The 25,730-nt window shown below is 68.9% G+C and carries 25 protein-coding genes; 12 read left to right on the forward strand and 13 right to left on the reverse strand.

Annotation, left to right across the window (positions count from 1 at the left end; translation table 11 throughout):
• Window positions 1-43: 43 nt before the first annotated feature.
• The gene (dnaA, locus tag NTM_RS06890) at window positions 44-1,525 is read right to left on the reverse strand and encodes a chromosomal replication initiator protein DnaA (protein WP_104864481.1); all 1,482 of its coding nucleotides are present in this window, start codon (window positions 1,523-1,525) and stop codon (window positions 44-46) included.
• 603 nt (window positions 1,526-2,128) lie between these two features.
• Between dnaA and rpmH the strand changes: the two genes are divergently transcribed.
• The 9 genes from rpmH (at window position 2,129) to NTM_RS06935 (ending at window position 8,383) form a co-directional block, all read left to right on the forward strand.
• A complete protein-coding gene (gene rpmH / locus NTM_RS06895; protein ID WP_003930923.1) occupies window positions 2,129-2,272 on the forward strand; it encodes a 50S ribosomal protein L34 in 144 nt (47 codons plus the stop codon).
• Window positions 2,273-2,291: 19 nt separating this feature from the next.
• On the forward strand, window positions 2,292-2,651 hold the full coding sequence (rnpA, locus tag NTM_RS06900; protein WP_104864438.1) for a ribonuclease P protein component: 360 nt from the start codon (window positions 2,292-2,294) through the stop codon (window positions 2,649-2,651).
• Complete coding sequence (gene yidD, locus NTM_RS06905) at window positions 2,648-2,974, forward strand: membrane protein insertion efficiency factor YidD (protein ID WP_163765866.1); 327 nt, start codon at window positions 2,648-2,650, stop codon at window positions 2,972-2,974. The genes rnpA and yidD overlap by 4 nt, the downstream gene beginning before the upstream one ends.
• Before the next feature lie 43 nt (window positions 2,975-3,017).
• Window positions 3,018-4,070 carry a membrane protein insertase YidC gene (gene yidC / locus NTM_RS06910; protein WP_232079901.1) on the forward strand — a complete coding sequence of 351 codons (1,053 nt, stop codon included), beginning with the start codon at window positions 3,018-3,020 and terminating at the stop codon, window positions 4,068-4,070.
• A 39-nt stretch (window positions 4,071-4,109) separates the two neighbouring features.
• Window positions 4,110-4,676, forward strand: coding sequence for a Jag family protein (locus tag NTM_RS06915; protein WP_104864482.1), 567 nt, complete (start codon window positions 4,110-4,112; stop codon window positions 4,674-4,676).
• 81 nt (window positions 4,677-4,757) lie between these two features.
• Window positions 4,758-5,441 carry a 16S rRNA (guanine(527)-N(7))-methyltransferase RsmG gene (gene rsmG / locus NTM_RS06920; RefSeq protein WP_163765868.1) on the forward strand — a complete coding sequence of 228 codons (684 nt, stop codon included), beginning with the start codon at window positions 4,758-4,760 and terminating at the stop codon, window positions 5,439-5,441.
• On the forward strand, window positions 5,441-6,418 hold the full coding sequence (locus tag NTM_RS06925) for a ParA family protein (RefSeq protein ID WP_104864441.1): 978 nt from the start codon (window positions 5,441-5,443) through the stop codon (window positions 6,416-6,418). Before rsmG ends, NTM_RS06925 begins: the two co-directional genes overlap by 1 nt.
• Window positions 6,418-7,422 carry a ParB/RepB/Spo0J family partition protein gene (locus tag NTM_RS06930; protein WP_163765869.1) on the forward strand — a complete coding sequence of 335 codons (1,005 nt, stop codon included), beginning with the start codon at window positions 6,418-6,420 and terminating at the stop codon, window positions 7,420-7,422. Before NTM_RS06925 ends, NTM_RS06930 begins: the two co-directional genes overlap by 1 nt.
• A gap of 217 nt (window positions 7,423-7,639) precedes the next feature.
• Window positions 7,640-8,383 carry an acetyltransferase gene (locus NTM_RS06935; protein WP_163765870.1) on the forward strand — a complete coding sequence of 248 codons (744 nt, stop codon included), beginning with the start codon at window positions 7,640-7,642 and terminating at the stop codon, window positions 8,381-8,383.
• A gap of 16 nt (window positions 8,384-8,399) precedes the next feature.
• Here the strand turns inward: NTM_RS06935 and NTM_RS06940 are convergent, their stop codons facing one another.
• The 8 genes from NTM_RS06940 to NTM_RS06975 form a co-directional block, all read right to left on the reverse strand.
• The gene (locus NTM_RS06940) at window positions 8,400-9,587 is read right to left on the reverse strand and encodes an N-acetylmuramoyl-L-alanine amidase (protein ID WP_104864444.1); all 1,188 of its coding nucleotides are present in this window, start codon (window positions 9,585-9,587) and stop codon (window positions 8,400-8,402) included.
• 94 nt (window positions 9,588-9,681) lie between these two features.
• Window positions 9,682-10,011, reverse strand: a complete 330-nt coding sequence (gene trxA, locus NTM_RS06945) for a thioredoxin (protein ID WP_011891742.1) — start codon at window positions 10,009-10,011, stop codon at window positions 9,682-9,684.
• Complete coding sequence (gene trxB / locus NTM_RS06950) at window positions 10,008-11,003, reverse strand: thioredoxin-disulfide reductase (RefSeq protein ID WP_163765871.1); 996 nt, start codon at window positions 11,001-11,003, stop codon at window positions 10,008-10,010. Before trxB ends, trxA begins: the two co-directional genes overlap by 4 nt.
• Before the next feature lie 159 nt (window positions 11,004-11,162).
• Window positions 11,163-11,792 carry an RsmA family anti-sigma factor gene (locus NTM_RS06955; RefSeq protein WP_104864446.1) on the reverse strand — a complete coding sequence of 210 codons (630 nt, stop codon included), beginning with the start codon at window positions 11,790-11,792 and terminating at the stop codon, window positions 11,163-11,165.
• A 54-nt stretch (window positions 11,793-11,846) separates the two neighbouring features.
• Window positions 11,847-12,419, reverse strand: a complete 573-nt coding sequence (gene sigM, locus NTM_RS06960) for an RNA polymerase sigma factor SigM (RefSeq protein WP_104864447.1) — start codon at window positions 12,417-12,419, stop codon at window positions 11,847-11,849.
• A 54-nt stretch (window positions 12,420-12,473) separates the two neighbouring features.
• The gene (murJ, locus tag NTM_RS06965; protein WP_163765872.1) at window positions 12,474-16,097 is read right to left on the reverse strand and encodes a murein biosynthesis integral membrane protein MurJ; all 3,624 of its coding nucleotides are present in this window, start codon (window positions 16,095-16,097) and stop codon (window positions 12,474-12,476) included.
• Window positions 16,090-18,501 carry a DUF6049 family protein gene (locus tag NTM_RS06970; protein WP_163765873.1) on the reverse strand — a complete coding sequence of 804 codons (2,412 nt, stop codon included), beginning with the start codon at window positions 18,499-18,501 and terminating at the stop codon, window positions 16,090-16,092. The genes murJ and NTM_RS06970 overlap by 8 nt, the downstream gene beginning before the upstream one ends.
• Window positions 18,498-19,319 carry an NUDIX hydrolase gene (locus NTM_RS06975; RefSeq protein ID WP_179963901.1) on the reverse strand — a complete coding sequence of 274 codons (822 nt, stop codon included), beginning with the start codon at window positions 19,317-19,319 and terminating at the stop codon, window positions 18,498-18,500. Before NTM_RS06975 ends, NTM_RS06970 begins: the two co-directional genes overlap by 4 nt.
• A gap of 103 nt (window positions 19,320-19,422) precedes the next feature.
• On the opposite strand from NTM_RS06975, the gene NTM_RS06980 reads away from it, so the two are divergent.
• Entirely contained in the window at window positions 19,423-20,880 is a 1,458-nt protein-coding gene (locus NTM_RS06980) for a CCA tRNA nucleotidyltransferase (RefSeq protein ID WP_163765875.1), read from the forward strand.
• A gap of 6 nt (window positions 20,881-20,886) precedes the next feature.
• The gene (locus tag NTM_RS06985) at window positions 20,887-21,390 is read left to right on the forward strand and encodes a pullulanase (RefSeq protein ID WP_083142654.1); all 504 of its coding nucleotides are present in this window, start codon (window positions 20,887-20,889) and stop codon (window positions 21,388-21,390) included.
• 100 nt (window positions 21,391-21,490) lie between these two features.
• On the opposite strand, the gene NTM_RS06990 is transcribed toward NTM_RS06985, so the two are convergent.
• Window positions 21,491-22,264 (reverse strand): TIGR03084 family metal-binding protein, encoded by a 774-nt coding sequence (locus NTM_RS06990; RefSeq protein ID WP_163765876.1) that lies wholly within the window; start codon window positions 22,262-22,264, stop codon window positions 21,491-21,493.
• Between the two features lie 10 nt (window positions 22,265-22,274).
• Entirely contained in the window at window positions 22,275-23,552 is a 1,278-nt protein-coding gene (locus tag NTM_RS06995; RefSeq protein ID WP_104864485.1) for an MFS transporter, read from the reverse strand.
• 134 nt (window positions 23,553-23,686) lie between these two features.
• On the opposite strand from NTM_RS06995, the gene NTM_RS07000 reads away from it, so the two are divergent.
• The gene (locus tag NTM_RS07000; protein ID WP_163765877.1) at window positions 23,687-24,301 is read left to right on the forward strand and encodes a YqgE/AlgH family protein; all 615 of its coding nucleotides are present in this window, start codon (window positions 23,687-23,689) and stop codon (window positions 24,299-24,301) included.
• Window positions 24,302-24,317: 16 nt separating this feature from the next.
• On the opposite strand, the gene NTM_RS07005 is transcribed toward NTM_RS07000, so the two are convergent.
• A complete protein-coding gene (locus tag NTM_RS07005; RefSeq protein ID WP_163765878.1) occupies window positions 24,318-24,692 on the reverse strand; it encodes a hypothetical protein in 375 nt (124 codons plus the stop codon).
• Window positions 24,693-24,764: 72 nt separating this feature from the next.
• Window positions 24,765-25,712 carry an LpqN/LpqT family lipoprotein gene (locus NTM_RS07010; protein ID WP_083142650.1) on the reverse strand — a complete coding sequence of 316 codons (948 nt, stop codon included), beginning with the start codon at window positions 25,710-25,712 and terminating at the stop codon, window positions 24,765-24,767.
• Between the last annotated feature and the right edge of the window lie 18 nt (window positions 25,713-25,730).

A 25,730-nucleotide genomic window follows, 5' to 3' on the forward strand; every position in this document is an offset into this window, starting at 1 on the left:
GGCAGCACTTCGGGTGGGGAGAGGTGAATGCGGTGCGGTCGGCTCAGCGCTTCGCGCGCTGGCGGATCCTGGTGGTGAGTTCCTTGACGTGGTCGAAAACCTCACGGCGCTCGGCCATCTCGGCGCGGATCTTCTTCTCCGCATACATCACCGTGGTGTGATCGCGACCGAACGCCTGACCGATCTTGGGCAGTGACAGATCGGTGAGTTCGCGGCACAGATACATCGCGATCTGCCGCGACTGCGCCAGCGCCCTGGTCTTACCCGGCCCCCGCAGCTCGTCGACGCTGGTCTCGAAGTATTCGGCAGTGGCAGCCATGATGGCCGCGGTGCTGATCTGCATGGTGCCGGGATCGGAGATCAGATCCCGCAGCACGATCTCGGCCAGCGACTTGTCGATCGAGGTCTTGTTCAGCGACGCGAACGCCGTGACCCGGATCAGCGCGCCCTCGAGCTCGCGGATGTTGCGCTCGATCCGGCTGGCGATCAGCTCGAGCACGTCGTCGGGCACGTCCAGACGATCCATCTGGGCCTTCTTGCGCAGGATCGCGATCCGGGTTTCGAGTTCCGGGGGCTGGACGTCGGTGATCAGACCCCACTCGAACCGGGTGCGCAGCCGGTCCTCGAGGGTGGCCAGCTGTTTGGGCGGGCGGTCCGACGAGATGACGATCTGCTTGTTCGCGTTGTGCAGCGTGTTGAAGGTGTGGAAGAACTCTTCCTGGATGCCGTCCTTGCCCTCGATGAACTGGATGTCGTCGACCAGCAGCACGTCGATGTCGCGGTACGTGCGCTTGAAGGATGCTCGGCGGTCGTCGCGCAGGGAGTTGATGAAGTCGTTGGTGAATTCCTCGGTGGAGACGTACTTGACCCGCATGCCGGGGAACAGGCGCTGGGCGTAGTTTCCGGCGGCGTGCAACAGATGGGTCTTGCCCAGCCCGGACTCACCCCAGATGAACAGCGGGTTGTATGCCCGCGCCGGGGCCTCGGCGATCGCCAGGGACGCCGCGTGGGCGAACCGGTTCGACGCACCGATCACGAACGTCTCGAAGGTGTAGCGCCGGTTCAGGTTGATCGAGACGGAGTCGTCCTCGGTCAGGTTCCTGGCACGGTTGTAGTACGTCGGCCAGCTCTCCTCGGCGCTGGCCCGCGCGGCGAGGTCGTCGTCGACGTCGTCGTCGTCGGATTCCACCGGCGCAACAGGGGTCGGGTCCGGACTCGGCTCACCGATGTCCTCGGTCGCCGGATCGGCGATCCGCACGCCGAGCTCGACACGCTGACCGAGCTGGCGGCTGAGCGCGGACACGATCGGCTCACGGAGATGACGTTCGATCTCGTTCTGGACGAACGGGGTCGGCACCGACAGCAGCGCGAAACCCTCGGTGATGACGAGCGGCCGGACGAGTTTGAGCCAGGCGCGCTGCTGCGGGGTCAGTGACGACCCGTTCCCGGTGCCGCCGGCGCCGTTGAGTTCGGTGACGACGTTGTTCCAGATGGATACGAAGGGAGGATCGGGGTCAGCGGTCAACGACACTTACCCCCTCGCGGTCCCGTCCGAGACGGCCAAAAAATACGGTGACGAACTGTCCACAAGGTTATCCACAAGCTGTGGAAAAAGGACACTCGCCGCCGTGCGGTTGTCTACCGGCGTGAACACCTCGGTGCCGGAGCTCATCACGATGGGATCAGTGGGCTCGCGACGGAGTCTGGGCGCCCCCGCTTCGTTGTCTTGCGCCGATCCGGCGTGGAATCGGCATTGCCAGAAGCTAACAGTTTTCTCTCCGAGTGCCAACAGTTCTGCAACATTCCCGGGATGCGAAATCCGGGGCGGCCCAATAGAACCAGACGGACGTGACGGTTGAGACTTTTGTGATGTTCCTGACGTGCGGCGCAGTGGTGTGAGCCGGGGTTTTTGCGCCGGTGGGAGCAGGTTTGACCCAGGGAATTCTCGTCAGTACCCTCGAACAGTCGCCCGCACGTGGCGATACGGCTGCGACCGGCCCCGGCCGGGGACCGCGCCGGCTAGGAATGCAAGACCGATCGAGCTTAACAACGGCCGACAGCTTTGCGCCTGCATGAGAAGTCATGAGGGTGTCGAGTCGGGGGCCAGATTCAACAAGGAGTGACTGCCGTGGCCAAGGGCAAGCGGACCTTTCAGCCGAACAACCGTCGCCGCGCCAAGGTGCACGGCTTCCGGCTGCGGATGCGCACCCGCGCGGGGCGTGCGATCGTCACGGCTCGGCGCGCTAAGGGCCGTCGTTCACTGACTGCGTGACGCGGTCAGGTCTGACGCGGTGCTTCCGGCCCAGTACCGGATGACGCGGTCGGCCGAGTTCGGTGCCACAGTCAGCCGAGGGACCAAGGCTTCACAGCCTGACCTTGTTCTGTATGCACTTCATTCCGATGAGACGGGTGACCCCGGACCGAGAATCGGCCTGATCGTCTCGAAGGCCGTCGGCAATGCTGTCGTACGGCATCGGGTGTCCCGTCGGCTGCGGCATGCCGCTCGGACGATTCTTCCGGATCTCGATCCCGCCGAGCGTGTGGTGATCCGCGCGTTGCCGCGTAGCCGCGACGCGATCTCGGCTCGCCTCGAGCAGGAACTCCACGCTGCGCTGCACCGGATTCGGGTCCGCAGTGGAGCACCCTCATGACCGGGCGCTCGGCCGTCGTGCGGGCCGCGGTGTTCCTCATTCAGCTCTACCGCCACACCATCTCGCCGCTGCGGCTGCCGACGTGCCGGTTCACTCCGACCTGCAGCCAGTACGCCGTCGATGCGCTCACCGAGTACGGCTTCGTCAAAGGCAGCTGGCTGGCCGCGGTGCGGCTGCTCAAATGCGGTCCGTGGCACCCGGGCGGATGGGACCCGATCCCGGACCGCGATGGTCACGTCGATGTCCCCGTGGATTTCTGTGACAGAGCCGAACACCGGGATGCCCCGGTAAACCAAGGGAAGAGTCAAACGAGTGTCGTTTAACTGGTTCAGCCTCGACATCATCTATTACCCGGTGTCGGCCATCATGTGGATCTGGTACAAGGCATTCGCCTTCCTGCTGGGTCCGTCGAACTTCTTCGCCTGGGCCCTGTCGGTGATGTTCCTGGTGTTCACGCTGCGAGTCATCCTCTACAAGCCGTTCGTCAAGCAGATCCGGACCACCCGGCAGATGCAGGAGCTGCAGCCCCAGATCAAGGCGCTGCAGAAGAAGTACGGCAAGGACCGCCAGCGGATGGCGCTGGAGATGCAGAAGCTGCAACGAGAGCACGGTTTCAATCCGATACTGGGCTGCCTGCCGATGCTCGCGCAGATCCCGGTCTTCCTCGGCCTGTTCCACGTGTTGCGCTCGTTCAACCGGACCCAGGGTGGCTTCGGTCAGGTGCATCTGACCGTCGAGCAGAACCGGGCGACCGGTAACTACGTCTTCAGCCCGGCAGACGTCGCGCACTTCCTGGACGCCAACCTGTTCGGTGCGCCGCTGGGCGCGACCATGATCCAGACGACCGGTCTGGACGCGTTCACCGAATTCAACCGGATGGCGGTGATCGGTGTCGGTGTCCCGATCATGATCCTGGCCGGCATCGCGACCTACTTCAACAGCCGCGCCTCGATCTCCCGGCAGAGCCCCGATGCGGCGGCGAACCCGCAGACCGCGATGATGAACAAGCTGGCGCTGTACGTGTTCCCGCTCGGCGTCGTCGTCGGTGGCCCGTTCCTGCCGCTGGCGATCATCATGTACTGGCTTGCGAACAACATCTGGACCTTCGGTCAGCAGCACTACGTGTTCGGCAAGATCGAGAAGGAAGAGGAGCAGAAGCGGCTGGAGGCGCTCGAGCGGCGCTCGGCCAATGCTCCGGCTCCCGGCGCAAAGCCGACCCGCAAGAAGAAGTCGGCGGTTGACCGCGATGCATCCGGATCCGACGACGGCCAGTCGGTGGCCAAGGATGCCGACGGGCAGGGCGACGACAGCGCCACCGTAAAACCGACAACCCAGAGCACCAACCAATCCGCTGCGCAGAACGGGGCGCCCAGTCGTACCCCGAAACCTGGCGCGCGGCCCAAGAAGAAGAAACGTTGACGCGCGGGCGACCGCGAACAAGGAGAGGTGGTTCATCCCATGACTGACATCGAGAACGGCGCCGACGGCGCGGGCGTGACCGACGTGCTGCCGACAGCAGACGACGCGGATACGACGATCCCTGCCGACGAGCCGGACGACCTGGAGGACAAGCTGGTCGCCGAGGGCGAGATCGCCGGCGATTATCTCGAGGAACTGCTCGACCTGCTCGACTTTGATGGCGACATCGATCTGGACGTCGAGGGCGATCGCGCGGTCGTGAGCATCGACGGCGGAACGGATCTGAACAAGTTGGTGGGCCGTAAGGGCGAGGTGCTCGACGCGCTGCAGGAGCTGACCCGGTTGGCGGTGCATCAGAAGACCGGCGAGCGCAGCCGGCTGATGCTCGACATCGCGCAGTGGCGGCAGCGTCGTCGGGACGAGCTGGCCGCGCTGGGGGAGAAGGTGGCTCGCCGCGTGCTGGAGACCGGCGAGCGCGAAGAGCTGTCGCCGATGACTCCGTTCGAGCGCAAGATCGTCCATGACGCGGTCGCCGGGATCGACGGGGTGCACAGCGAGAGCGAGGGCGTCGAGCCGTCGCGGCGAGTAGTCATCCTCGCCGACTAAGAGTTACATCGATGTAGTTCTACGTCGATCAGAGGGGTGTCGGTAGGTGGTAGGGCCGCGCAAGGTCGGAGGATGTTTCACGTGAAACACGCGGAGGTGCCACCGCCGCCCCCCTCGGTACACGAAGTGTTCGGGGATGCCGCAGAGGCGGCGCAGCGGTACGCGGCAATCTTGGCTGGAGCCGGCGTCGAGCGGGGACTGCTCGGCCCCCGGGAAGTCGACCGTCTGTGGGATCGACACATACTCAACTGCGCGGTCGTCGGCGAACTGTTGAACCCCGACGAGACCGTCGCAGACATCGGTAGTGGTGCCGGACTACCCGGGATACCGTTGGCATTGGCCCGGCCGGACGTGAAGGTGGTCCTGATCGAACCCCTGCTCCGTCGCAGCGATTTCCTTCGCGAGACGATCGAGCAGCTCGGTATCACGTGTGCGGTTGTCCGAGGGCGAGCGGAAGATCGACAGGTGCGCGAGGAAGTGGGGGAGACGGACGTCGTGGTCTCGCGGGCCGTCGCTTCCCTCGACAAACTGACCAAGTGGAGCAGCCCGCTGCTGCGACCCGGCGGCCGGATGTTGGCGATCAAGGGCGAGCGTGCGGAAGACGAAGTCGAGCAGCACCGCCGCGCGATGTCCGCGTTGGGAGTGACCGAGGTGAAGGTGGAAAGATGTGGCGGCCAATACGTGGCTCCGCCCGCGACAGTCGTCGTAGGGTTTCGGGCAACGGCGCCGGGGAAGCAGCCACGGTCCGGAAGGAGACATCGCTGATGACGGGCGCCGACAGTTCTGGAGCCGCGAAGGAATCCATCCCGAACGGGGATGTTCCCGGTGATGTTTCACGTGAAACGTGGACGACCCCGGATGTCGACACGCCGATCGGTGCCGAGGCCGCTCGTGCCGTCCGCCTGATGCAGGCCGCCGTCCAGGGGCAGCTGCCCCGGCCCAGTCGCCAGCGGGTGTTCACCATCGCAAACCAGAAGGGCGGCGTCGGCAAGACGACGACCGCCGTCAACCTCGCCGCAGCGCTGGCGCTGCAGGGGTTGAAGGTGCTCGTCATCGACCTCGATCCGCAGGGCAATGCGAGCACCGCGCTCGGCATCGAGCACCGTCCCGGTACCCCGTCCTCCTATGAGGTACTCATCGGTGAGATCCGTGTCGAGGACGCCCTGCAGCGCAGCCCCCACAACGAGCGGCTGTACTGCATTCCGGCCACCATCGATCTGGCCGGTGCCGAGATCGAGTTGGTCAGCATGGTCGCGCGGGAAGGCCGGCTCCGGACCGCGCTGGCTGAGCTCAAGGACTACGACTTCGATTACGTATTCATCGACTGCCCGCCGTCCCTCGGCCTGCTGACCATCAACGCACTCGTCGCCGCCCCCGAGGTGCTGATCCCGATCCAGTGCGAGTACTACGCCCTCGAAGGGGTGGGGCAGCTGCTGCGCAACATCGAAATGGTGAAGGCACATCTGAACCCGGAGCTCGATGTCAGCACGGTGGTCCTGACGATGCACGACGGCCGCACCAAGCTGGCCGACCAGGTCGCGATGGACGTCCGGGAGCACTTCGGTGACAAGGTATTGCGGACGGTGATCCCCCGCAGCGTCAAGGTGTCCGAGGCGCCGGGCTACGGGATGACGATCATCAACTACGACCCGGGTTCACGTGGAGCGATGAGCTATCTCGACGCCAGCCGCGAGTTGGCGCTTCGTGGGGGGACCAGGCAGGACGAAGGAGGACAGGGTTGATGAGCAAGCAGGCCGGCAAGCGCAGCGGGCTGGGTCGAGGACTCGCCTCCCTGATCCCGACGGGACCCGTGGAAGGGTCGGAGCCGGCGACGCTCGGCCCGAAGATGGGTGGTGCCGCGGCCGACGTCCTGCTCGGTGGAGCACCGGCACCCGCAGCGACGGGCACGGCGGAGACCAACCCGGTCGGTGCGGTGTACCGCGAGATCGCACCGTCGCAGATCGATCCGAACCCCAAGCAGCCGCGCCAGGTGTTCGACGAGGAAGCCCTCAACGAACTGGTGCATTCGATCCGCGAGTTCGGCCTGATGCAGCCGATCGTGGTGCGCGCGACCCCGGTGGAGCCGGGTACGGCGCCTCGCTACCAGCTGGTCATGGGGGAGCGTCGGTGGCGGGCCGCTCAACAGGCCGGCGTCGCGACCATCCCGGCGATCGTCCGCGAGACCACCGACGACAACCTGCTGCGGGACGCTCTGCTGGAGAACATCCACCGCGTGCAGCTGAATCCGTTGGAAGAGGCCGCGGCGTACCAGCAGCTGCTCGAGGAGTTCGGGGTCACCCACGAGGAACTGGCGTCGCGGATCGGTCGGTCCAGGCCGTTGATCACCAACATGATCCGGCTGCTGCGCCTGCCGATCGCGGTCCAGCGGCGAGTCGCGGCCGGCGTGCTCTCGGCCGGACACGCCCGTGCGCTGCTCTCGCTCGAGGGCGGCCCCGAGGTCCAGGAGGAGCTCGCAGCGCGCATCGTCGCCGAGGGTCTGTCGGTGCGCGCGACCGAAGAGGCGGTGACACTGGCCAACCGCAACGGCCCGACACCGCCGGCGGCACCGCGCCGCAAGCCGATTCAGATGCCCGGTCTGCAGGATGTGGCCGAGCAGCTGTCGACGGCGTTCGACACCCGTGTCACGGTCAGCCTCGGGAAGCGGAAGGGCAAGATCGTCGTCGAATTCGGTTCGGTGGACGATTTGCAGCGCATTGTGGAGTTGATGAACGCGTCACAGCAATGACCCATCGCACCGGCGAATTACGTCACTGTGACACACCCTCGGACCGCTTCGGTGGGGGCGGGGAACGGTGTTGGAAACGTGATGTGGCGCAGGTGAATTGGATTCGCTGCACCGGCAATGCCGGTTTTGGTGCCCACGCTGGCCCGGTTCGGCGCCGGGCTTCTATCCTGGATGGGCAGTCGTACGTTTCGGCGCGACGAAGAGACCGGGATTTTCAGTGGCTACACGGATAACGCCCCTGCGGCTCGAGGCTTTCGAGCAGCTACCCAAGCATGCGCGGCGATGCGTGTACTGGGAGGTCGACCCGGACATCGTCGGCGGCGGTGACAGCCTCTCCGATCCCGAATTCGAGAAGGAAGCCTGGCTGTCCATGGTCATGCTCGAGTGGGGATCGTGCGGGCAGCTCGTCGTCGAATGCCGCGACACCTCCGATGACGAACCCCCGGCTCTCTCGGATGACGACCCCTGCCTCGGATACGTGTTCTACGCACCCCCGCGGTCGGTACCCCGCGCGATCCGGTTCCCGACGGGACCGGTCAGCGCGGACGCGGTACTGCTGACCACCCTCGGGATCGAGGCTGGGCAGAACAGCGACGAGCTGTCCCACGCGTTGATCGGCGCCGTGGTCGCGGATCTGGTCCGCCGCGGTGTGCGGGCGCTGGAGGCCTACGGCCGCACCGACCGCGTCGGCGAATTGGCGCAACGCGATACCGTTCCGCCGGACTGCCGGCCGGTGACCGACGCGCTCGGGGACTGTTCGGTGGAACAGTGTGTACTCGACGCGGACCTGCTGCTCGATGCCGGGTTCGTCGTGGTATCGCATCACACGTATTTCCCACGGCTACGGCTCGAGCTCGAGCAGGGACTCGGCTGGAAGGCCGGGGTCGAAGCCGCCCTGGAGCGTCTGCTGGAAAGTGCGCAGTTGCAGCAACCCGTGGGTGCGGGCGCGAGCTGCGTCTGAGCTGAAGGGCCGCGACTCAGCCGCGGCGGGCCTGCTCCACGGCGAGTTCGTGGGCGAGCAGTTCGGCGAAGGTGAACGTGCCGGTCGGACGGTCGTTCTTGCCGAGCAGGTACAGCCGCTTCACGGCGGCGAGGATCCCCTCGGCGATCGCATCGCGGGCAGTGGGGGACACCAGCGTCGCGCGGTCGTTCGGGTTGGTGATGTAGCCGACGTCCACCTGCACGGTCGGCATCCGGGTCAGGCGCAGCAGGTCCCAGGTGCGTCCGTGTACGCGGCAGTCCCGTAATCCGGTTCGCGCCACCACTTCTCGCTGGATGAAGTCGGCGAGATTGCGTCCGATGGTGGACACCGAACCATGCGAGTTACCGAAGTGGAACGACGCGACGCCATTCGGCGCCGACGAGGCCTGGGTGGCGCACCGGAGACTGATCATCATGTCCGCGCCGACGGTATTCGCCGTCGCCGCGCGCTCGGCGTCGGTGGGGGAGTTGGTCGCCGACCGCGACAGGAACGTCTCGATGCCGATCGCGGTCATCCGGCCCTCGAGGCGACTGGCCAAGTCCCACAGGATGTCTGCTTCGCTGATCGGTCCCGACGGACCGTTGACGATCACACCGTGGTCGGTGCCGCCGCGGCCCGGGTCGAGGATGATCCGCTTGCCGGACAGCCGCGGGCCGGAGCTGCGGACCAGTTCCTCCTCGCGGATCGCGTGCGGTGAGCCGCCGGTGACGCGGGCGCCGAGAAAATACAACGAGCGCAACGTTTCCGGACCACAGATGCCGTCGGGGTAGAGGCCGTACTCGCGCTGGTACGACGACAACGCGTTGTGGGTCTGCAATCCGAAGTGACCGTCGACCAGACCGGTGTAGAAACCGAGATCCTGCAGGCGCGCCTGCAGTGTCGCGACGTCGTCGCCGTACATCGGTGCACCGAATTGGTGGTTCAGGGTGCGGGCGCCGAGCCGGTAGGAGGCTTCTTTGAGCGCCCGGTAGGTGGCCTCGCCGACGACGCCGTCGACGAGCAGCCCGCGGTGCTGCTGGAAGGCGCGCACAGCGCGGTCGAGTTCCTCGTCGAACAGATCCAGGGCGACGTGCTTGCCGGTGGTCAGGTCGTCGTCGGGGTTCTCGAGCATGCCGAGCGCCGCGAGAGCGGCTCTGATCTCGGTGACCGCACCCCCGCGGTCACCGCGACGCAGACTCGACATAGGCCGATTCTCTCAGACGGATTCCCGATTCGAGAAAACCCCAGGAGCGAACCGCACCCGCGATTCGCACATCTTCGGGGTGATCAGACAGGGATCAGACGACGTCGGCGATCTCGCGCAGCAGCGCTGCCTTGCCCTTCGCACCGACGATGCGCTTGACCGGCTGCCCGTCCTTGAACAGGATCATCGTCGGGATCGAGACCACCTGGAAGTCGCGGGCGGTGGCCGGGTTCTCGTCGACGTCGAGCTTTGCGACGGTCAGGGAGCCGGCCTTCTCGGACGCGATCTCCTCGAGAACCGGGGCGACCATCTTGCACGGTCCGCACCAGGTGGCCCAGAAGTCCACCAGGACGGGGGTTCCGCTTGACAGGACGTCGTCGGAGAACGAGTCGTCGGTCACGGTGACCGTGCTGGAATCGCTCATTGTTGTGCTCCTATCAGGTCGGTGTCGTCCGTTGTGGTGGAGGTACGTTCGCCGGGCTCGGCGTGCTCGGCCAGCCACCGCTCGGCGTCAATGGCTGCGGCACAACCACTTCCGGCCGCGGTGATGGCCTGGCGGTAGGTGTGGTCGACCAGATCGCCCGCGGCGAAGACACCGTCGAGCGAGGTGTAGGTGGTGCGGCCCTTGACCTGCACGTAACCCTCGTCGTCGACGTCGACCTGGTCGCGCACCAGTGCCGAGCGGGGGTCGTGACCGATCGCGACGAACACACCGGTGACGGCGAGCTCGGAGTCCTCACCGGTTACGGTGTTGCGCAACTTGATTCCCGTCACCTTCGGGTCGCCGACGATTCCGGTGACCTGGGTGTTGGTCAGGAATGTGATCTTCTCGTTCTGCTCGGCGCGCTCCAGCATGATCTTGGAGGCGCGGAACTCTTCGCGACGATGGATCAGGGTGACGCTGCGGGCGAAGCGGGTCAGGAACGTCGCCTCCTCCATCGCGGAGTCGCCGCCGCCGACCACAACGATGTCCTGGTCGCGGAAGAAGAAGCCGTCACAGGTCGCACACGTGCTGACGCCCATCCCGGTCAGTTCCTTCTCGCCGGGGACGCCGAGCTGACGGGCCGCGGCGCCCATCGCCAGGATCACCGCGCGGGCGCGGTGGGTCTCGTCACCGACGGTGACGGTCTTGACCGCGCCGGCCAGATCCACCGAGTCGACGTCCTCCATGCGCAGGTCCGCGCCGAAGCGCAGCGCCTGCTCCCGCATCTCGTCCATCAATTCCGGACCCTGGATCCCGTTGCGGAAGCCGGGGTAGTTCTCGACCTCGGTGGTGGTCATCAGCGCACCGCCGAACTGGCTGCCCTCGAACACCAGCGGCTTGAGCTGGGCGCGGGCAGCGTAGACCGCGGCGGTATAGCCGGCGGGTCCCGATCCGACGATGATGACGTCGTGAATGGTCTCTGAGGAGGTCATGCGAACCTTTCTGCCTGAGGCAAGAGTTCTCCAGATCGCTGAGGGGTAAACAGCCGCAGGCTGTCTGCTCACCCCAGTCGCTCTGAACACCGCGTTCTATAAACAACAGGGTATGCCGGGGTGTTCCCGCGTTCGCAGCGGGCGCGGCCGGTGGCGGGTTCACCGCCCGAAGGTGGTCTGCGCGAGCATTCCGCTGTCCACCGCGGAGCATCCCCGTTCCACCGCCACCGCGGTCACCTCACCCGGCCTGGCACCCGCGATCAGGATCACCACCGCCGGCCGGCCCAGGACTTCCAGCTGGGTGCCGCCCAGCACGTCGGTGCCGGCGGGGTAGCCGAGAGCCCCGAGGCACGCGGTGCGTCGGCGTGCGTCGGCCAGCGGGCCGAGATCGGCGGGTACCTCCAGCCTGGTGCGCAGCTCGGCCTCGGACAGCGGGAACGTCGGCCGGTGTCCGGTGCCGACGGTGATCTGCGATGCGGTCGGTCCCGGCGGGAACACCGGGGCGGGGTCGTGGGTGAGCATCCGCGCACCGATCACGGTGGCCACGGCGGCGGCGATGATCCCCAGCGCCAGCGCGATGCGCTGGGTCCGGGTCAGCGCCGGCCGGGTCACGGTGTGTGTACCACCGGCGGCGCGCAGCGCCGCACCGATGCGGGCGGACACCTCGGGGGGAATGTCGGGTCCCGCGCCGGGATCGCCGGTGTCGTTCCCCAACTCGGCGAGCTCGCGCCGCACACGGGCGTCGGTGGCGGAGTCGAACTCCGGCGCCTCACCGGTGCCGCTGCTCATGTGGTGCCCCCGCCGGTCGAACCCCTGACAGATCGCTCGAGGCTAACCGACGGGTCAGTCGACGACGGAGGCGAAGCAGCCCAGTGCTTCGGCGAGTTTGGCGCGGGCGCGGGAGCACCGTGATTTCACCGTGCCTTCGGCGACCCCGAGGATGTGGGCGGTCTCGGCCACCGAGAAGCCCTGCATGTCTACGGCCACCACGGCGGCGCGTTGGTCGACGGGCAGGCGCATCAGCGCCCGTTCGATCACGATCGCGGTGTCGACCCTGCCGGTCGGATCGAACGCGCCACCGGTGTCGTCATCGAGCACGTCGCAGGCCCGGTTCTTGTTGCGCCGCAATCGATCAAGGCAGGCATTGACGACGATCCGGTACAGCCAGCTGCTCACCGCGCTGTCATGCCGGAACCGCGGTGCGGTGCGGTGGGCGGCCAGCATCGCATCCTGGAGGGCGTCGGCGGCATCGTCGGGATCACGACTGGTCAGGTACGCCAGCCGGTAGAGCCTGCGCTGGTGGCGGTAGAACAGCTCCTCGAACGCGTATCGGTCGCCGGCGACGTGGGCGGCCAGCAGCTCGGCATCCGTGCGCACCCGCCGCGGTGGCTGTGGACCGTCTGCGAATATCCCCACAGCCGAACACTAATCGGCGTCCGGGGAGGGGTCGGGCACCAGTTTTTCGGAGCCTCAGGAGGCGGCGTTGAGCGTGATCTCGGCGATGTCCGAACGACTCTGGCCGTTCACCTGGCCGAGGGTGGACACCCACACGAGCACATTGGAGGTGGGTTCGGCGTCCTCGACCTCGATGGTGTTGGAGCCGGGCTTGACCGGGGTCGGCTCCGTCAGCGCGGTGGTCGCGTCCAGCGAGGACGGGCTCGGCGACGACGAGGACCGGATCTGCACCTCGGTGCCGGTGCTGTTCAGGTTGATGGTGACCGAGCCGATCTTCGTCGGCTCCGACAGCTGGAGCATCAACCCGACACCGTTCTTGAAGTTCGGGAACGGCACCGGGTCGCTGTAGGTGTCGATCGGCCACACCGTCGAGGAGTCACCGTCGATGGCCAGCCCGGCGGACTCCGGGGCGTCGGCCTCGCCTTCGGGCGAGAACACCGTTGCGCGAACGGGTTTGATCTCGGTGCCGGGCACGGACGGGCTGGACGAGGACCGCGATGAGCTCGGACCGCTGAGACCGAGTTCGTCGCCGCCGAGGCCGCTGCCGACGTCGCCGAAGATCCGGCTGAGAACGGTCGCCAGCAGCACGATCGCGATGACCGCGATGGCGCCGGCCACCGACAGACCGACGATCAGGCCTTTGCGGCGCCGGGCGGCGGCCTCGGGGTCGGGCTCGTCGTTCCAAGGTGCTGCGGCGGGGGCGGGGGAGGGGTCGTCGACCGGCGCGATGTGATCGGTGCGGTCGGCGACCGCGGTCGCCTGCTGCAGCAGGTTCAGCAGCGTCGGGGCGCTGCGGATGCCGCCGCCCTCCTGCACCGCACGTGCCGCGGCTGCCGAGATCTGGAACGGGATGTCGCGATCGAGGGTGCGCGGCTCGGTCGGCTGGCCGGCGGCGTCGAGCTCGGCCGGAGCCAACCCGCTGGGCTCACCGGTCTCCGGCAGTGGCCACTTGTCGACCAGCAGCGCATACAGCGCCGCGCCGATCCCGCGGATGTCGTCGTCGGGGGTCGCGTCGGGCAGGGTGGCCGGGAACGCCAGCGCGACGTCGCCGTCGATGCTGACCCGGATTCTGCTGGGATGGTCGATCGACAGGGCGACCCCGTTGCGGTGGGCCACCTCGGCGGCCGCGGCCAGCGACTGGATCGCGCGGGCGCCGCCGATCGGGGACGGGTGGGTGTCGGCGACCTCGGCCAGCGACCCGCCCCGGATCCACTCGGAGACCACGAGGCCGCCGGTGCCGGTCCTGAGCACGTCGAGCACGCGTGCGACGCCGGGCATGTCGATCTGGCTGAGCCGCTGCGTGCGATCCAGGATGGCCTGCACCTGATGCTCGGGCATCGACCCGTCGGGGTCGACGAACGTCAGTGCCACCTGCCGGTCCAGTGCGGTGTCGGTGGCCTGCCAGAACTTCAGGTGGGTGGGCCCGCCGTGCGAGACGAGCAGCCGGTAGCGGCCACCCGCGATGGTCGCGCCGGGGATCAGATGGGTGTCCTCGGCGGCGGTGGCGGTCTCGATCGCCGGTTCGCGGGGCGGGTCGAATGCGAGCGCCTCGCGGGTGGGGTCGTTGGAGTAATCGGCACGAGGGCGCGATACGACCTCGGTGGGCTGGGACGGTGAGGCGGGCAACACCGTCGTCGCCGAGTCGAGCCCGGAATCGGGCTCCCGGTCCGCGGGTTCCTCGCCGACGCCCTCAGCGACGTCGGGGGTCTCGGGGACGTCGGGCTGGAAGTCGTCGGGGGACGGGCCGGACGGCCGAGCGGTCGAGTCTTGGGCCGACTCGGACGGCACCGAGAACCGGGTCGTCGGCGCAGCGTCGACGTCGGGTGAAGAATCGCTGGTGGGTTTGTCGCTCACCGCTGATCCCTTCCGCCTCCCGTCGTCGGCAACCCGGGCCGAGGACTGATTTCTGGCATCAGCGTACGTCAGCGCGCGAGGGGCCAGCGGTGGGACCGCAGCCCCACCGCGGCGCCCCGGCAGGCGGCGGCGAACCGCGGCCAGCGCGGCCAGTGCGTCGGGGACCTTGGCGCCGATCAGCACCGCCCCGATGATCGGGACCATCACCAGCCCGATGACCGTCAGCCGGATCAGCGAGCCGCCGCCGCCCCAGTGCTCGGTCAGCTGCTCCAGCCCCAGCAACTGGTCGACGACGTGGGCCGTCAGCCCCGCGGCCAACGATGCGGTGATGGTCACCAGGATCGTGCGCAGCACGTCACGGCTGAGCAGATGGCCGCCCGGCGGATCCAGGCGGTTGCGTAGCAGCAGGTGGCCGAGGGTGGCCCCGGCCAGGAAGCCGAGACCGTTGGCCAGGCCCAGATACCCGGCGACGAGGTGCGGGTCGTCGGTGACGTGCGGCGCGGCCAGCGATGCGGCGACCTTGACGATCGTGATGACGACGATCAGCGCGATCGGCGTCCACGGTTCCTCCCGCGCGTAGAACACCCGCAGCTGCAGCAGCACCATCGTGTACGGGATCAGCGTGAACGCCGACAGGGTGATCGCCATGCCCAGGTAGCCGGCGTCCACGGAACCGAAGTTGCCGTAGGAGAACAGCGCGCTGCCGATCGCCGGACCGCCGACGGTCATCAGCGCCACCACCGGAATCAGCACCAGCATCGTCAGCCGGGTCGCCAGCGACAGGTCCGCCAGCACGGCGGGGCCGTCGTTCGCGGCAGCATTGCGGGACAGCCGCGGCATCACCACGGTCAGCACGGTGACCCCGACGATGCCGAACGGCAGCTGCAGGATCAGCCAGGTGTAGTTGTAGATCGCCGGCCCGGACGCGGCAGCGCCGCTGGCGACCTGGTTGCCGACGATGAAACCGACCTGGCTGATGAGCACGTACAGCACCATCGCCAGCGCCATCATCCCGAACTTCTTCAGCCGGGCGTCGATACCCCACAGCGGGCGCAGGCTGACCCGTTCGCGGCGGATCGCGACGAACAGCACCGCCGCTTGGGCCACCACGCCCAGCGTGGTACCGACTCCGAGCACCAGCAGCTTGGTGTCGCCCATCCGGACCGGATCGAGCGAGAGTTCGCCCGGCACAAGGACATAGACCACCAGCGTGGCGATGGCGACCACGTTGTTGACCACCGGGGCCCAGGCGGGTGGCCCGAAGATGTTGCGGGTGTTCAGGATTGCCATGAACACCGAGGACAGACCGTAGAAGATGATCTGCGGTAACAGCAGGTATGCGAACGCGGTGGTCAGCGAGCGGTCCACCATCGGGTCGGAGCCGAGCATCAGGTCGACCAGCAGCGGAGCGCCGACCGTCGAGACGATGGTGACCGCCAGCAGCAGCGCGGTGGCGAGCGTCAAAAGCCTTCGGATGAACGCGGATCCGCCGTCGGGGTCGTCGCGTTCGGCGCGTGCCAGCACGGGCACGAAGATCGCGGTGAAGGTCGCCTCGAGGACCAGCGCCGCGATCATGTTCGGCAGCTGGTTGGCCACGGTGAACGCACTCGACAGCGCGGCGCCGAGGATCGCGGCGAGCAGCACGATGCGGGCGAATCCGGTCAGCCGGCTGACCAGCGTGGCTACCGCCATCCCCCAGGATCGCGACACCACGGCCCGGTCGGACATCTCCGGACGCGGCTGCGGAGGTTGGGCGGGAGCCGTGTCGCGCTGGGTCTCAGCCATCGTCGCCGCCCGGTGCGGTGGGTGCGCGGCGCTTGGCGGACCGGTGGGCGCCGGTCTCGTCGTCGTAGGCCAGCGCGACGTCGACCGGGTCCGGCCGGGTCGGGTCGGCCTCGAGATCGGCACGGTCGGGCTGGCCGCGGAACCGGTGCCACAGCCGCCGCCCGACCAGCAGCGCCAGCACCACTGCGCCGGTCAGCGTGATGATGAACAGCACCTTGCCGTACGCGTTGGAGTGCACCGACAACCGCACCGGCTCGCCGAGCGGCAGGCCGTCGGCGGTGCGCAGCGCCACGTCGACGGCGACGCGTTGGGTGAAGTGCACCTCGATGGGCACCTTCAGCGGCAGGAAGCCGGGGGGCAGCACGATCTCACCCATGTCGGTGACGGTCATCCCGGGCGGCGCGTCGATGTCCAGCCGCACCCGGATCGGCACCGGCAGGTCGTTGCGCAGCGCCAGCGGCAGCGGGCTGCGCTCGGTGGCCAGCGTGTACGAGCCGCCGGGGTTCACGATCGTCACCGCGTCGAACAGATCCTCGACGGTTCTGCGCACCGTGGTCAGCCGCTGCTGGGCCAGTCCGTTGCGGGCGTCGGGCGGAACCGACAGACTCAGCGCGCGCAGCAGGTCCTCGCGCAGCGGGGCGGTGTACTGGTTGCCGGTCAGCCCGGTGCGCTCGTCGGTGGTCAGGGCGGCGGTGAGCCCCCACAGCCGGTTCGTCGCCGCGGCGATCCCGGTGACCACACCGTCGTCGAACCTTCCTCTCGGGCTGCCCAGCGGCCCGTTCGGCGGTGCCGACTCGCGCGCGGTGGTCTGGGTTTCGGCGATCACGACCGGCAGCGGCCGGGGTACGGCGAGGCGGGCCCGGATCGCGGTCGCGACAGCCGACAGGATCGCCTGCGCGTCCGGCGGGGTCAGGTTCCACATCAGCGGAGGCATCAGGATCTGGGTGCGCGGCGCGACGTCGGGTCGCAGGCCGTGCCACAGCAGCGAGCCGAGCGCCGACTGCAGGCGCGCCGCGGGTGAGTCCTGTTTGACGGCGATGTCGAGCGACGGGTCCACGTAGGACGGCGTCTCCGGGGTCGGACCCACCCCGGCCAGCGCCGCACCGACAGCCGGGTCGAACGGCGCGGCCACCACGTTCGCGGTGTAGCGCACCGGCGCGGTGTCGGCGGTCTCGGCGACGGTGTACTCGCCGTCCTGCGGACCGACCAGGTTGGCGGCCCCGACCGCGACCGTCGGCGCCTGACCGGACAGCAATTGCACGGCCGGCGCGGTCAGGGGTCCGTCACCGACCAGGGTGAGCCCGCGGGTCGAGGCGATCCCGAGGATCTGGTCGACGATGCCCGCGGCCCCACCGGTGGCGATCGCGGACAGCCCCGGGTCGGCGACCCGGTTGAGCGCGTCGAGGTCGGCTTGGGCGTAGGTGGTCGGCGCGACGCACAGTCGCCGCGACAGCGTCCTGAGCCGGTTCAGCCAGTCGACGGCGGCCTGCTGACCCGCCCCCGGATGGATCGGGGTGCCGGGGCCCGCGTCGGCGGCGTCGTTGACGACGTAGCCGTTGGTCATCGCGTTGACGGTGACGAGCAGGTCGGGGTCGACGGCCAGACACAGTGCCTGCCCGACCGTGCCGTCGGGATCCACGTCCGGGCTCGTCGCGAAGTCCACCGCGCTGAGCATGGTGTCCAGCCGGCCACCCGGGGCCAGCGACGTCGCGAGGTCGTCGTCGATCAACCGCACCGGGGTGGTGCCGCCGGGAGCGCCCGCGGCCAGCCGCGGCTTGTCGGCAAGCGGCCAGAACATGGTCAGCCCGACGGGGCGGGTGGTGTCCGGCGCGACCGTGGAGTCCAGGGCGTCACCGGCGGAGTCCGATCCCTGTTGCGGGGGCACGCCGAGCACCGGCAGCAGGAACCGGGAATCGTCGAGCCGGGCCGCTGACCCGTAGTCGGGGGTGCCGTTGACGTTGACCATCAGGGGGTACACACCGGGTTCGTCGATCCGCATCGACGAACCCTCGTCGGCGCGCAGCGGATAGGCGAGCCGGAACGGGACCTTCTGCCCGCGGGCGAGTTCCGGTGCGGCGGTGATGAAGTCGGCGACGGGGGAGTACTGGTCGACGTTGCCCGCGAGGTCGGTGCGCAACTGGCTGGACGACGTCACGGCGCCGGCGCGCTCGAGTCGCACCACGATGTCGCGCACCGGTCGATCGCCGACGTTGCTGATGGTTCCGGTGACGATCACCGTCGGGTTGCTGGTCGTGGTGACGATGTCCGGGGTGACGTTGTCGATCTGCACCTTCAGGAACGGCATCGATCCCGGCTGGGCGTACGCGGTCGGAGGTGCGACAGCGGGGGCGACGGCGAACAGCAGCGCGACGACCGCGGCGAGCAGCCGCGCAGCGCGGCTCACGGCCCTTGACCGCAGCCGTTCGTCCTCCGGCCGGGCTGTTGTTGGGTGGTCGGATCCGGTCTGTTCCTGCGTGTGTGGGAGTGGGTCTGGCCGCGCCGGCGCGGCGTCGAGTGGGGCAGCGGAGGAAGGGCGCCGGGGCCGTCGGTGTGCAGTTTGTCGATGAGTTCGTCGGCGACCTCGGCGAGCTTGCGTTCGTCGGCGTAGGCCAGCCGCGACGGCAGCTCCTTGAGCGGCACCCACGCGACCTCGCTGACTTCGACGTCCTCGTCGGAGAGCTCGCCGCCACGGAATCGCATCAGGTAATGGTGCACGGTCTTGTGCACGCGCCTGCCCTCGGTCACGAACCAGTAGTCGATGCTGCCGAGCGCGGCCAGCACGGTGCCCTCGATCCCGGTCTCCTCGGCGACCTCGCGGATCGCGGTCTGCTCGGCCGTCTCACCCATCTCGATGTGACCCTTCGGCAGCGACCACAGCATCCGGCCGCGCCGGTCGATGCGCCCGATCAGCGCCGCGACCTGGTTGTCCTTCGGCCCGTCGAGCCCGTCGATGACCAGGCCGCCCGCGGACGTCTCGTGCACGGTGCGCAGGCGTTCCTGCGGGCGCCGGGCCCTGCTCTTCTGGGGCTTGGGGGTCTGGGCCGACTTGTCGGCTGCCGCCGGTTTGTTGGCTGCCGCCGGTTTGTGGGAGGACGAGCTACCCGAGTTCTGCTGCTTACGGTTGGCGGCCTGCTCGGCCCCGGCCTCGGGCGGACCTGCAGCGCGTCGGCCGCGGCGGCGCCCTCGACGCCGTCGTGGTTTGGCCTGCTCGCCGTCCGACACCCAAGCGATAGTAGCTGGCACCGGTACCACCAATTGCCGCACTCGCCGGTCAGTGACATGGCTGTGACCAGTGGGCTCGCTCGGACCAGTAGGCTCACCGGACGTGCCCGACCCCATCTCCGACGCCGAACGCCTGGCGACAGCGCAAGTCGCGCTGAACCGCCGCGGCGAAGTGCTGCGTGATCTCGGCCGGGTGTTCGCCGACCACGGCCACGAGCTGTACCTGGTGGGCGGTCCGGTCCGCGACGCGCTGCTGGGCCGCTTCAATCCGGACGCCAACGACCTGGACTTCACCACCGACGCCCGCCCCGACCAGATGCAGCGATTCCTGCGCGGCTGGGGTGACGGGCTGTGGGACACCGGCATCGAGTTCGGCACGCTCGGCGTGGCCAAGGGCGACGACCGGCTGGAGATCACCACTTTCCGGGCCGACTCCTACGACCAGGTGTCACGCAATCCGGAGGTCCGGTTCGGCGACAATCTGGCCGACGATCTGGTGCGCCGCGACTTCACCGTGAACGCGATGGCCGTGCGGGTCACCGCCGACGGGCCGACCGAATTCCTGGACCCGCTCGACGGGCTGTCCGCGCTGCGCGACCGGGTGCTCGACACCCCCGCCGCGCCGGAGGTGTCGTTCGGTGACGACCCGCTGCGGATGCTGCGCGCGGCGCGGTTCGTCTCGCAGCTCGGGTTCACCGTCGCGCCGCGGGTGCGTACCGCGTTGCAGGAGATGGCCCCGCAGCTGGCGCGCATCACCGCCGAACGGGTCGCCGCGGAGCTGGACAAACTGCTGCTCGGGCAAGACCCGGTGGCGGGGCTGGATCTGATGGTCGAGACCGGCCTCGGGGACGTGGTGCTGCCCGAGATCGGTGCGATGCGGATGGCGATCGACGAGCACCACCAGCACAAGGACGTCTATCAGCACTCGCTGACGGTGCTGCGGCAGGCGATCGACCTCGAAGAGGACGGCCCCGACCTGGTGTTGCGCTGGGCGGCACTGCTGCACGACATCGGCAAGCCCGCGACCCGCAGGCACGAACCGGACGGCGGGGTGAGCTTCCATCACCACGAGGTGGTCGGGGCGAAGATGGCGCGCAAGCGGATGCGTGAGCTGAAGTACTCGAAGCAGATGATCACCGACGTCTCTCAGCTGGTGTATCTGCACCTGAGGTTCCACGGCTACGGCGACGGCCGGTGGACGGACTCGGCGGTGCGGCGCTACGTCACCGACGCGGGGCCACTGCTGAGCCGGCTGCACAAGCTGGTGCGCGCGGACTGCACGACCCGCAACAAGCGCCGCGCGGCGCGACTGCAGGCCAACTACGACGATCTCGAGCGGCGCATCGCGGAGTTGGCCGAGAAGGAAGACCTCGCGCGGGTGCGCCCCGACATCGACGGCAACGAGATCATGTCGATCCTCGGGATCCCGCCGGGACCGCAGGTCGGCAAGGCGTGGAGCTATCTCAAGGAGCTGCGGATGGAGCGCGGACCGCTCGATCACGACGAGGCGGTGCAGGAACTGTTGACGTGGTGGAACCAGCAGGGCGAGCCGCGCGTCTGAACAGGTGTGGAGTATTGCCTGGGTGATCCGGACGGTTCGGCCACGATGTGGAGCGCCGGCCTCGACACCGATCTGGACGGGGACGGGGTGTTCGACGCGCTCGGCATCGACCTCGACGACGACGGGTTGGCCGACGACGCGCTGACCGATCTGGACGGCGACGGGACGGCCGATCATGCGGCGCTGGACCTTGACGGCGACGGGGCGCGGGAGGCCTATTTCACCGACGACGGCACCGGCACCTGGTCGGTCGGGGCGGATCGGATCGGCGGCGCGCTGCGCTGGTTCGGTCTCGACGGTGTCGAGCAGCCCGCGTCGGCGCAACCCGTGGACATCGACGGCGACGGCGCCCCGGAGCGGTTGGCCGACGCCGACGGTGACGGTCTGGCCGACCGGGCTTTCGGCACCGGCCAGGCCTGGGCGGACACCGACGGCGACGGCAGCTGGGACGTCCGGCTCGTCGACTCCGACGGTGACGGCGCCGCCGACAGCGCCGAAACCCTGCGGTGACCGGCGGTCCCGTCGCCCCGCGAGCGCGCATGTCTGCACGCCGACGCGCCGCCGATTCCGGACGACAGCGCGCATTCGTCAGCGGCGAGCGCGCGTGAACCTAATCGCGGCCGGCGCCCGGCGGTCCGGCGAACGCCTGCGCGATCGTCAGCCACCGCTCGGCATCGGCTCCGGTCGCGACGACGTCCAGCGCGCCACGTGGCCGCCGCTGGGTGACGAGCATGCAGAAGTGCTCGGCCGATCCGGTCACCCGCTGCGCCGCATCCGGCGGACCCCACTCCCAGGTGGCGCCGTCCGGTGCACTCAGTTTCACGTGGAACGGTTCCGCGGGCGGGGTCAGCCCGTGCACCGAGAATGCGAATTCACGGGTGCGGACCCCGATGTGCGCGACCGAGCGCAGCCGTGACGTCGGCGCCCGGGTCACCCCGAGGGCGTCGGCGACGTCGAGCCCGTGCGCCCAGGTCTCCATCAGCCGCGCGGTCGCCATCGACGCGGCGCTCATCGGCGGACCGAACCAGGGCAGTTTGCGGCCGTCGGCGACGGCGACGAGTTCGTCGTGCAGCGCGGTACGTGCTTCGCGCCAGTCGGCCAGCAACACCGCAGGCGGTGTGGCTGCCAGTTGCGCGGCGCCGTCGTCGACGAAGTGCGGGTTGTGCGCCGAGTCCGCGACGACGGCGGCGAAGGCCGCCTCATCGGTCACGGCCAGCAGCGCGACGCGATCGGTCCACAGCAGGTGGGCGATCTGATGGGCGATGCTCCAGCCCGCCGCCGGGGTGTCGGCCGCCCACCGGCCGGGTTCCAGGCCCGCGACCAGCGTGTCGAGCTCGTCGCTTTCGGCCCGCAGTTCGGCGACCAATGAGGCGGCTGTGGCCATGCGGCTCACCCTAGCCGCGTCGCGCGCGCCGTCCTACCGTCGCGTGGATCGCCAGGCCCACCAGATAAAGCACCGAGCCGGCCACCGCCAGGCCGGGGGAACGGCCGTCGGCGGGGATCACCGCGGCTGCGCAGGAGATCGCAGCGATGAACGCCATCCAGAACAGCGCGTCCTGCACCGCGAACAGGTGGCCGCGCAGCGCGTCGGCGACATCGATCTGCATCGCCGAGTCGACGCACAGCTTGACCACCTGACCGGCCGCGCCGAGCACCAGGCCGCAGACGATCATCACCGGCAGTTGCAGTGTGGCGCCGCACAATTGCACGCAGGCCGCCAGCAGCAGCGCGCCGTTCGGCGTCGCGTATCGGCCCCACTTCCTGATCAGCGCGGGCGTGGCGATGGTCGCGAGGAACTGTCCGGTGCCGCCGGCCATCACGAACAGCACCGTGATGCCGAACCCGGCGACCGTGGCATCCTCGACGTGGCGGACCATCACCAGCATCAGCAGTGTGTTGATCCCGAACACCATCCGGTGCGATGCGAGCCCGGCCAGTGTCGAGGCCACCGTCGGGACGGCGATCACGGTGCGCGCTCCGTGCAGCCATCCTGTCGCGACGGCGTAGACGACCGACCCGTGCACCGCGGCCGCGGAGGGGTCGGGGCCGAGGAGCCGGGGCGGGAACCGCATCGACAGCCACAGTGCGCCCGCGACCGGAACCGCGACCATCAGAATCGTGATCGATGATCCCGAATCGCCTGCGCCGAACAGCCAGCGCGGCAGCAGCATGAAGATCGCGCCCGTGAACGCGCCGATCGAGCTGGTCAGCGTTGCCACCGAGTTCATCGCGATCACCTGATCGCGCGGCACGACGTGCGGCAGCGCCGCCGACAGGCCGGCGGACACGAACCGGGTGAAACCGTTGGCGACCAACGCGCTCAACAGGATCGGGATGTCGCCGGCCCCGGCTGCCAGCAGCGCCCCGACCACCAGGATCACCGCCACCCGCCCGGTGTTGGCGCCGATGAGCACCAGTCGGCGGTCCCAGCGGTCCAGCAGCGCACCGGCGAACGGGCCGAGCAGCGAGTAGGGCAGGAACAGCGCGGCGAACGCACCGGCGATGGCCCACGGATCGGCCTCGCGTTCCGGGTTGAACAGCAGCGCGCCGGCAATGCCCGCCTGGAACAGTCCCTCGGCGAACTGGCTGACTGCCCGCAGTTCCAGCAGTCTGCGGAAGTCGGGCAGCGCCCGCACCGCACGCCATGACGTCCGGGTTGCGTCGTCTGGCACGAAGGTCACGTCCTGGGGCGGGGAGCCGGGTCGGGGTCGGATGTTTCGGGGGAGAACCCGACCCACAGTACAAATATCGGGCCGGGCTGTGCTCGTTCGCCACGATCTGCCAAGGGTGGTGACATGATGGATGAATGGGCCAGCCCGACGATCCGGAGGAGTACCAGGACAGGGCCGCACCGATCGCGCCCCGGGTCCGCGCGGGGACGTTGCTGCTGGCCGACACCGACCTGCTGGAGCCGACCTTCCGGCGCAGCGTCATCTACGTCGTCGAGCACAACGACGGCGGCACCCTCGGGGTGGTGCTGAACCGGCCGAGCGAGACGCCGGTCTATAACGTGCTGCCGCAGTGGGCGAAGCTGGCGGCCAAACCGAAGACGATGTTCATCGGCGGGCCGGTGAAACGCGATTCGGCGCTGTGCCTGGGAACCCTGCGCGAGGGCGCCGATCCGTCCGGGGCGGCAGGCCTGCGCCACGTGCAGGGCCGGGTGGTGATGGTCGATCTGGACGCCGACCCGGATTCGTTGGCCCCGATGCTTCAGGGAGTCCGGATCTTCGCGGGCTATTCGGGCTGGACCATCGGACAGCTCGAAGGTGAGATCGAGCGTGACGACTGGATCGTGTTGTCCGCGTTACCTTCTGACGTTCTGGTAGAGCCGCGGGTCGATCTGTGGGGCCGGATCCTGCGCCGCCAGCCGATGCCGCTGTCGCTGCTGGCGACCCATCCGATCGACCTGAGCCGGAACTAGACCCCGACCAGTACGACTAGCTACCGCACGTCAGCGTGCACGACCCGCACGTACTCCCGCATCCGCCGGTGCTCTTCGCGGCGGCTTGGCGCGCGTTCTGCAGCGTGACCACCTTGGCGTTCTGCCAGCAGCCGGCGGCCACGGTGCCGATCGCGCCGAGGACGCACACGCCGAGGATGACGGCGGCGAGCTGGCTCTGGGTCGATTGCCGCGCCGCCAGTGCGACGGCCCCACCGACCGCGAGCATCGCAGCGGCGGCGAGCTGGGTGGGCGCGAGCGCGCGCAGCACCTGCTGAACGAAATCGGTGGAGGGGCGGCGGCGCAGCGACCAGATTCCGGAAGCAGCGGTCGCGACGGCCGCGCACAGACAGAGAATCGCGGCGACCAGCATGAGGCGAGTTTACGGGGTCCGGGCAGGGCCGCCGTCCCCCGGGCGCCAGGCTTCGCCCGGGGGACGACGTTGTTATCCCTGCAATCCCAGCAGCTGTGGCGGGGGAGCCGCTGCCGGAACGCTGGGAGCTTGGGGTGCGGCCGCGGGTAGCGGCAGCGCGGGGGTGCCGGGAAGCGGCATCACCGGTGCTGGGCCGGGGATGCCGACCTTGAAGCCGTTGACGATCGCATCTGTGGCGTCGGCGGCCGCGACCACCTGGTCGACACTGGTGGTCACCGCCAGCGACACCAGGTACCGGTCGGCTCCGGCGGTCGCGATGACGTGGCGCCGCGAGGTGTTCAGCGTCAGGGTGTTCTCGCGGTAGGTGCCCTCGATCAGCGCCGACGGCATCCCGCCGAAGTCGGCCATCGACGCGTCGGTGGAGCGCCACGCGGGCAGCTTCTGGCTGTCGACGAAGCCGTGGCTGATGGCTTCCTTCGGGTCGAACTCGCCGACCAGCTTGTAGACCTTCACCTGCGCGTTCGACGAGTACAGCCCGTTGCCGCCGACACGGTCGGCCAGCACGGCGAACGCGTCGGGCACGTTCGGGTCGGGGATGTGTTCCCAGCCCCGCGGCTTCGGCAACACGATGTTCAGCGCCCTGAAGTCGGTGGCGCTTTGCGGTTCCATCGCGACGCCCTTGGCCGCGAAGAACTCGGCGAGGGTGCCCGAGGTCGCGGGCACGATGGTGGTCACCGGGCGCGGCGGCACCACGGGGGCGGCGCTGGCCGCCGCGGGTACCGCGACCGCGGCGGCGGGTGCGCCTGTGGGGGCGGCTACCGGGGCCTGCAACGCGGGGGCCGCGGCGTTCGGGGTGACGGTGACTGTCTGGGTCACCGTGGCCGGTGCGGGTAGCGCGGGCTGGGGTGACACGGGCTGAGCGGAAGCCGTCGACGTGACACCCAGCACACCGGTGACACCGGCGGCCAATGCGCCGATCCCCCCTGCCAGAGTCCGCCAGCGACGGGCGTTTTCGCTCATTGTCGGTGCTGTCCTTCC

Source organism: Mycolicibacterium parafortuitum (assembly GCF_010725485.1).
Taxonomy (GTDB): domain Bacteria; phylum Actinomycetota; class Actinomycetes; order Mycobacteriales; family Mycobacteriaceae; genus Mycobacterium.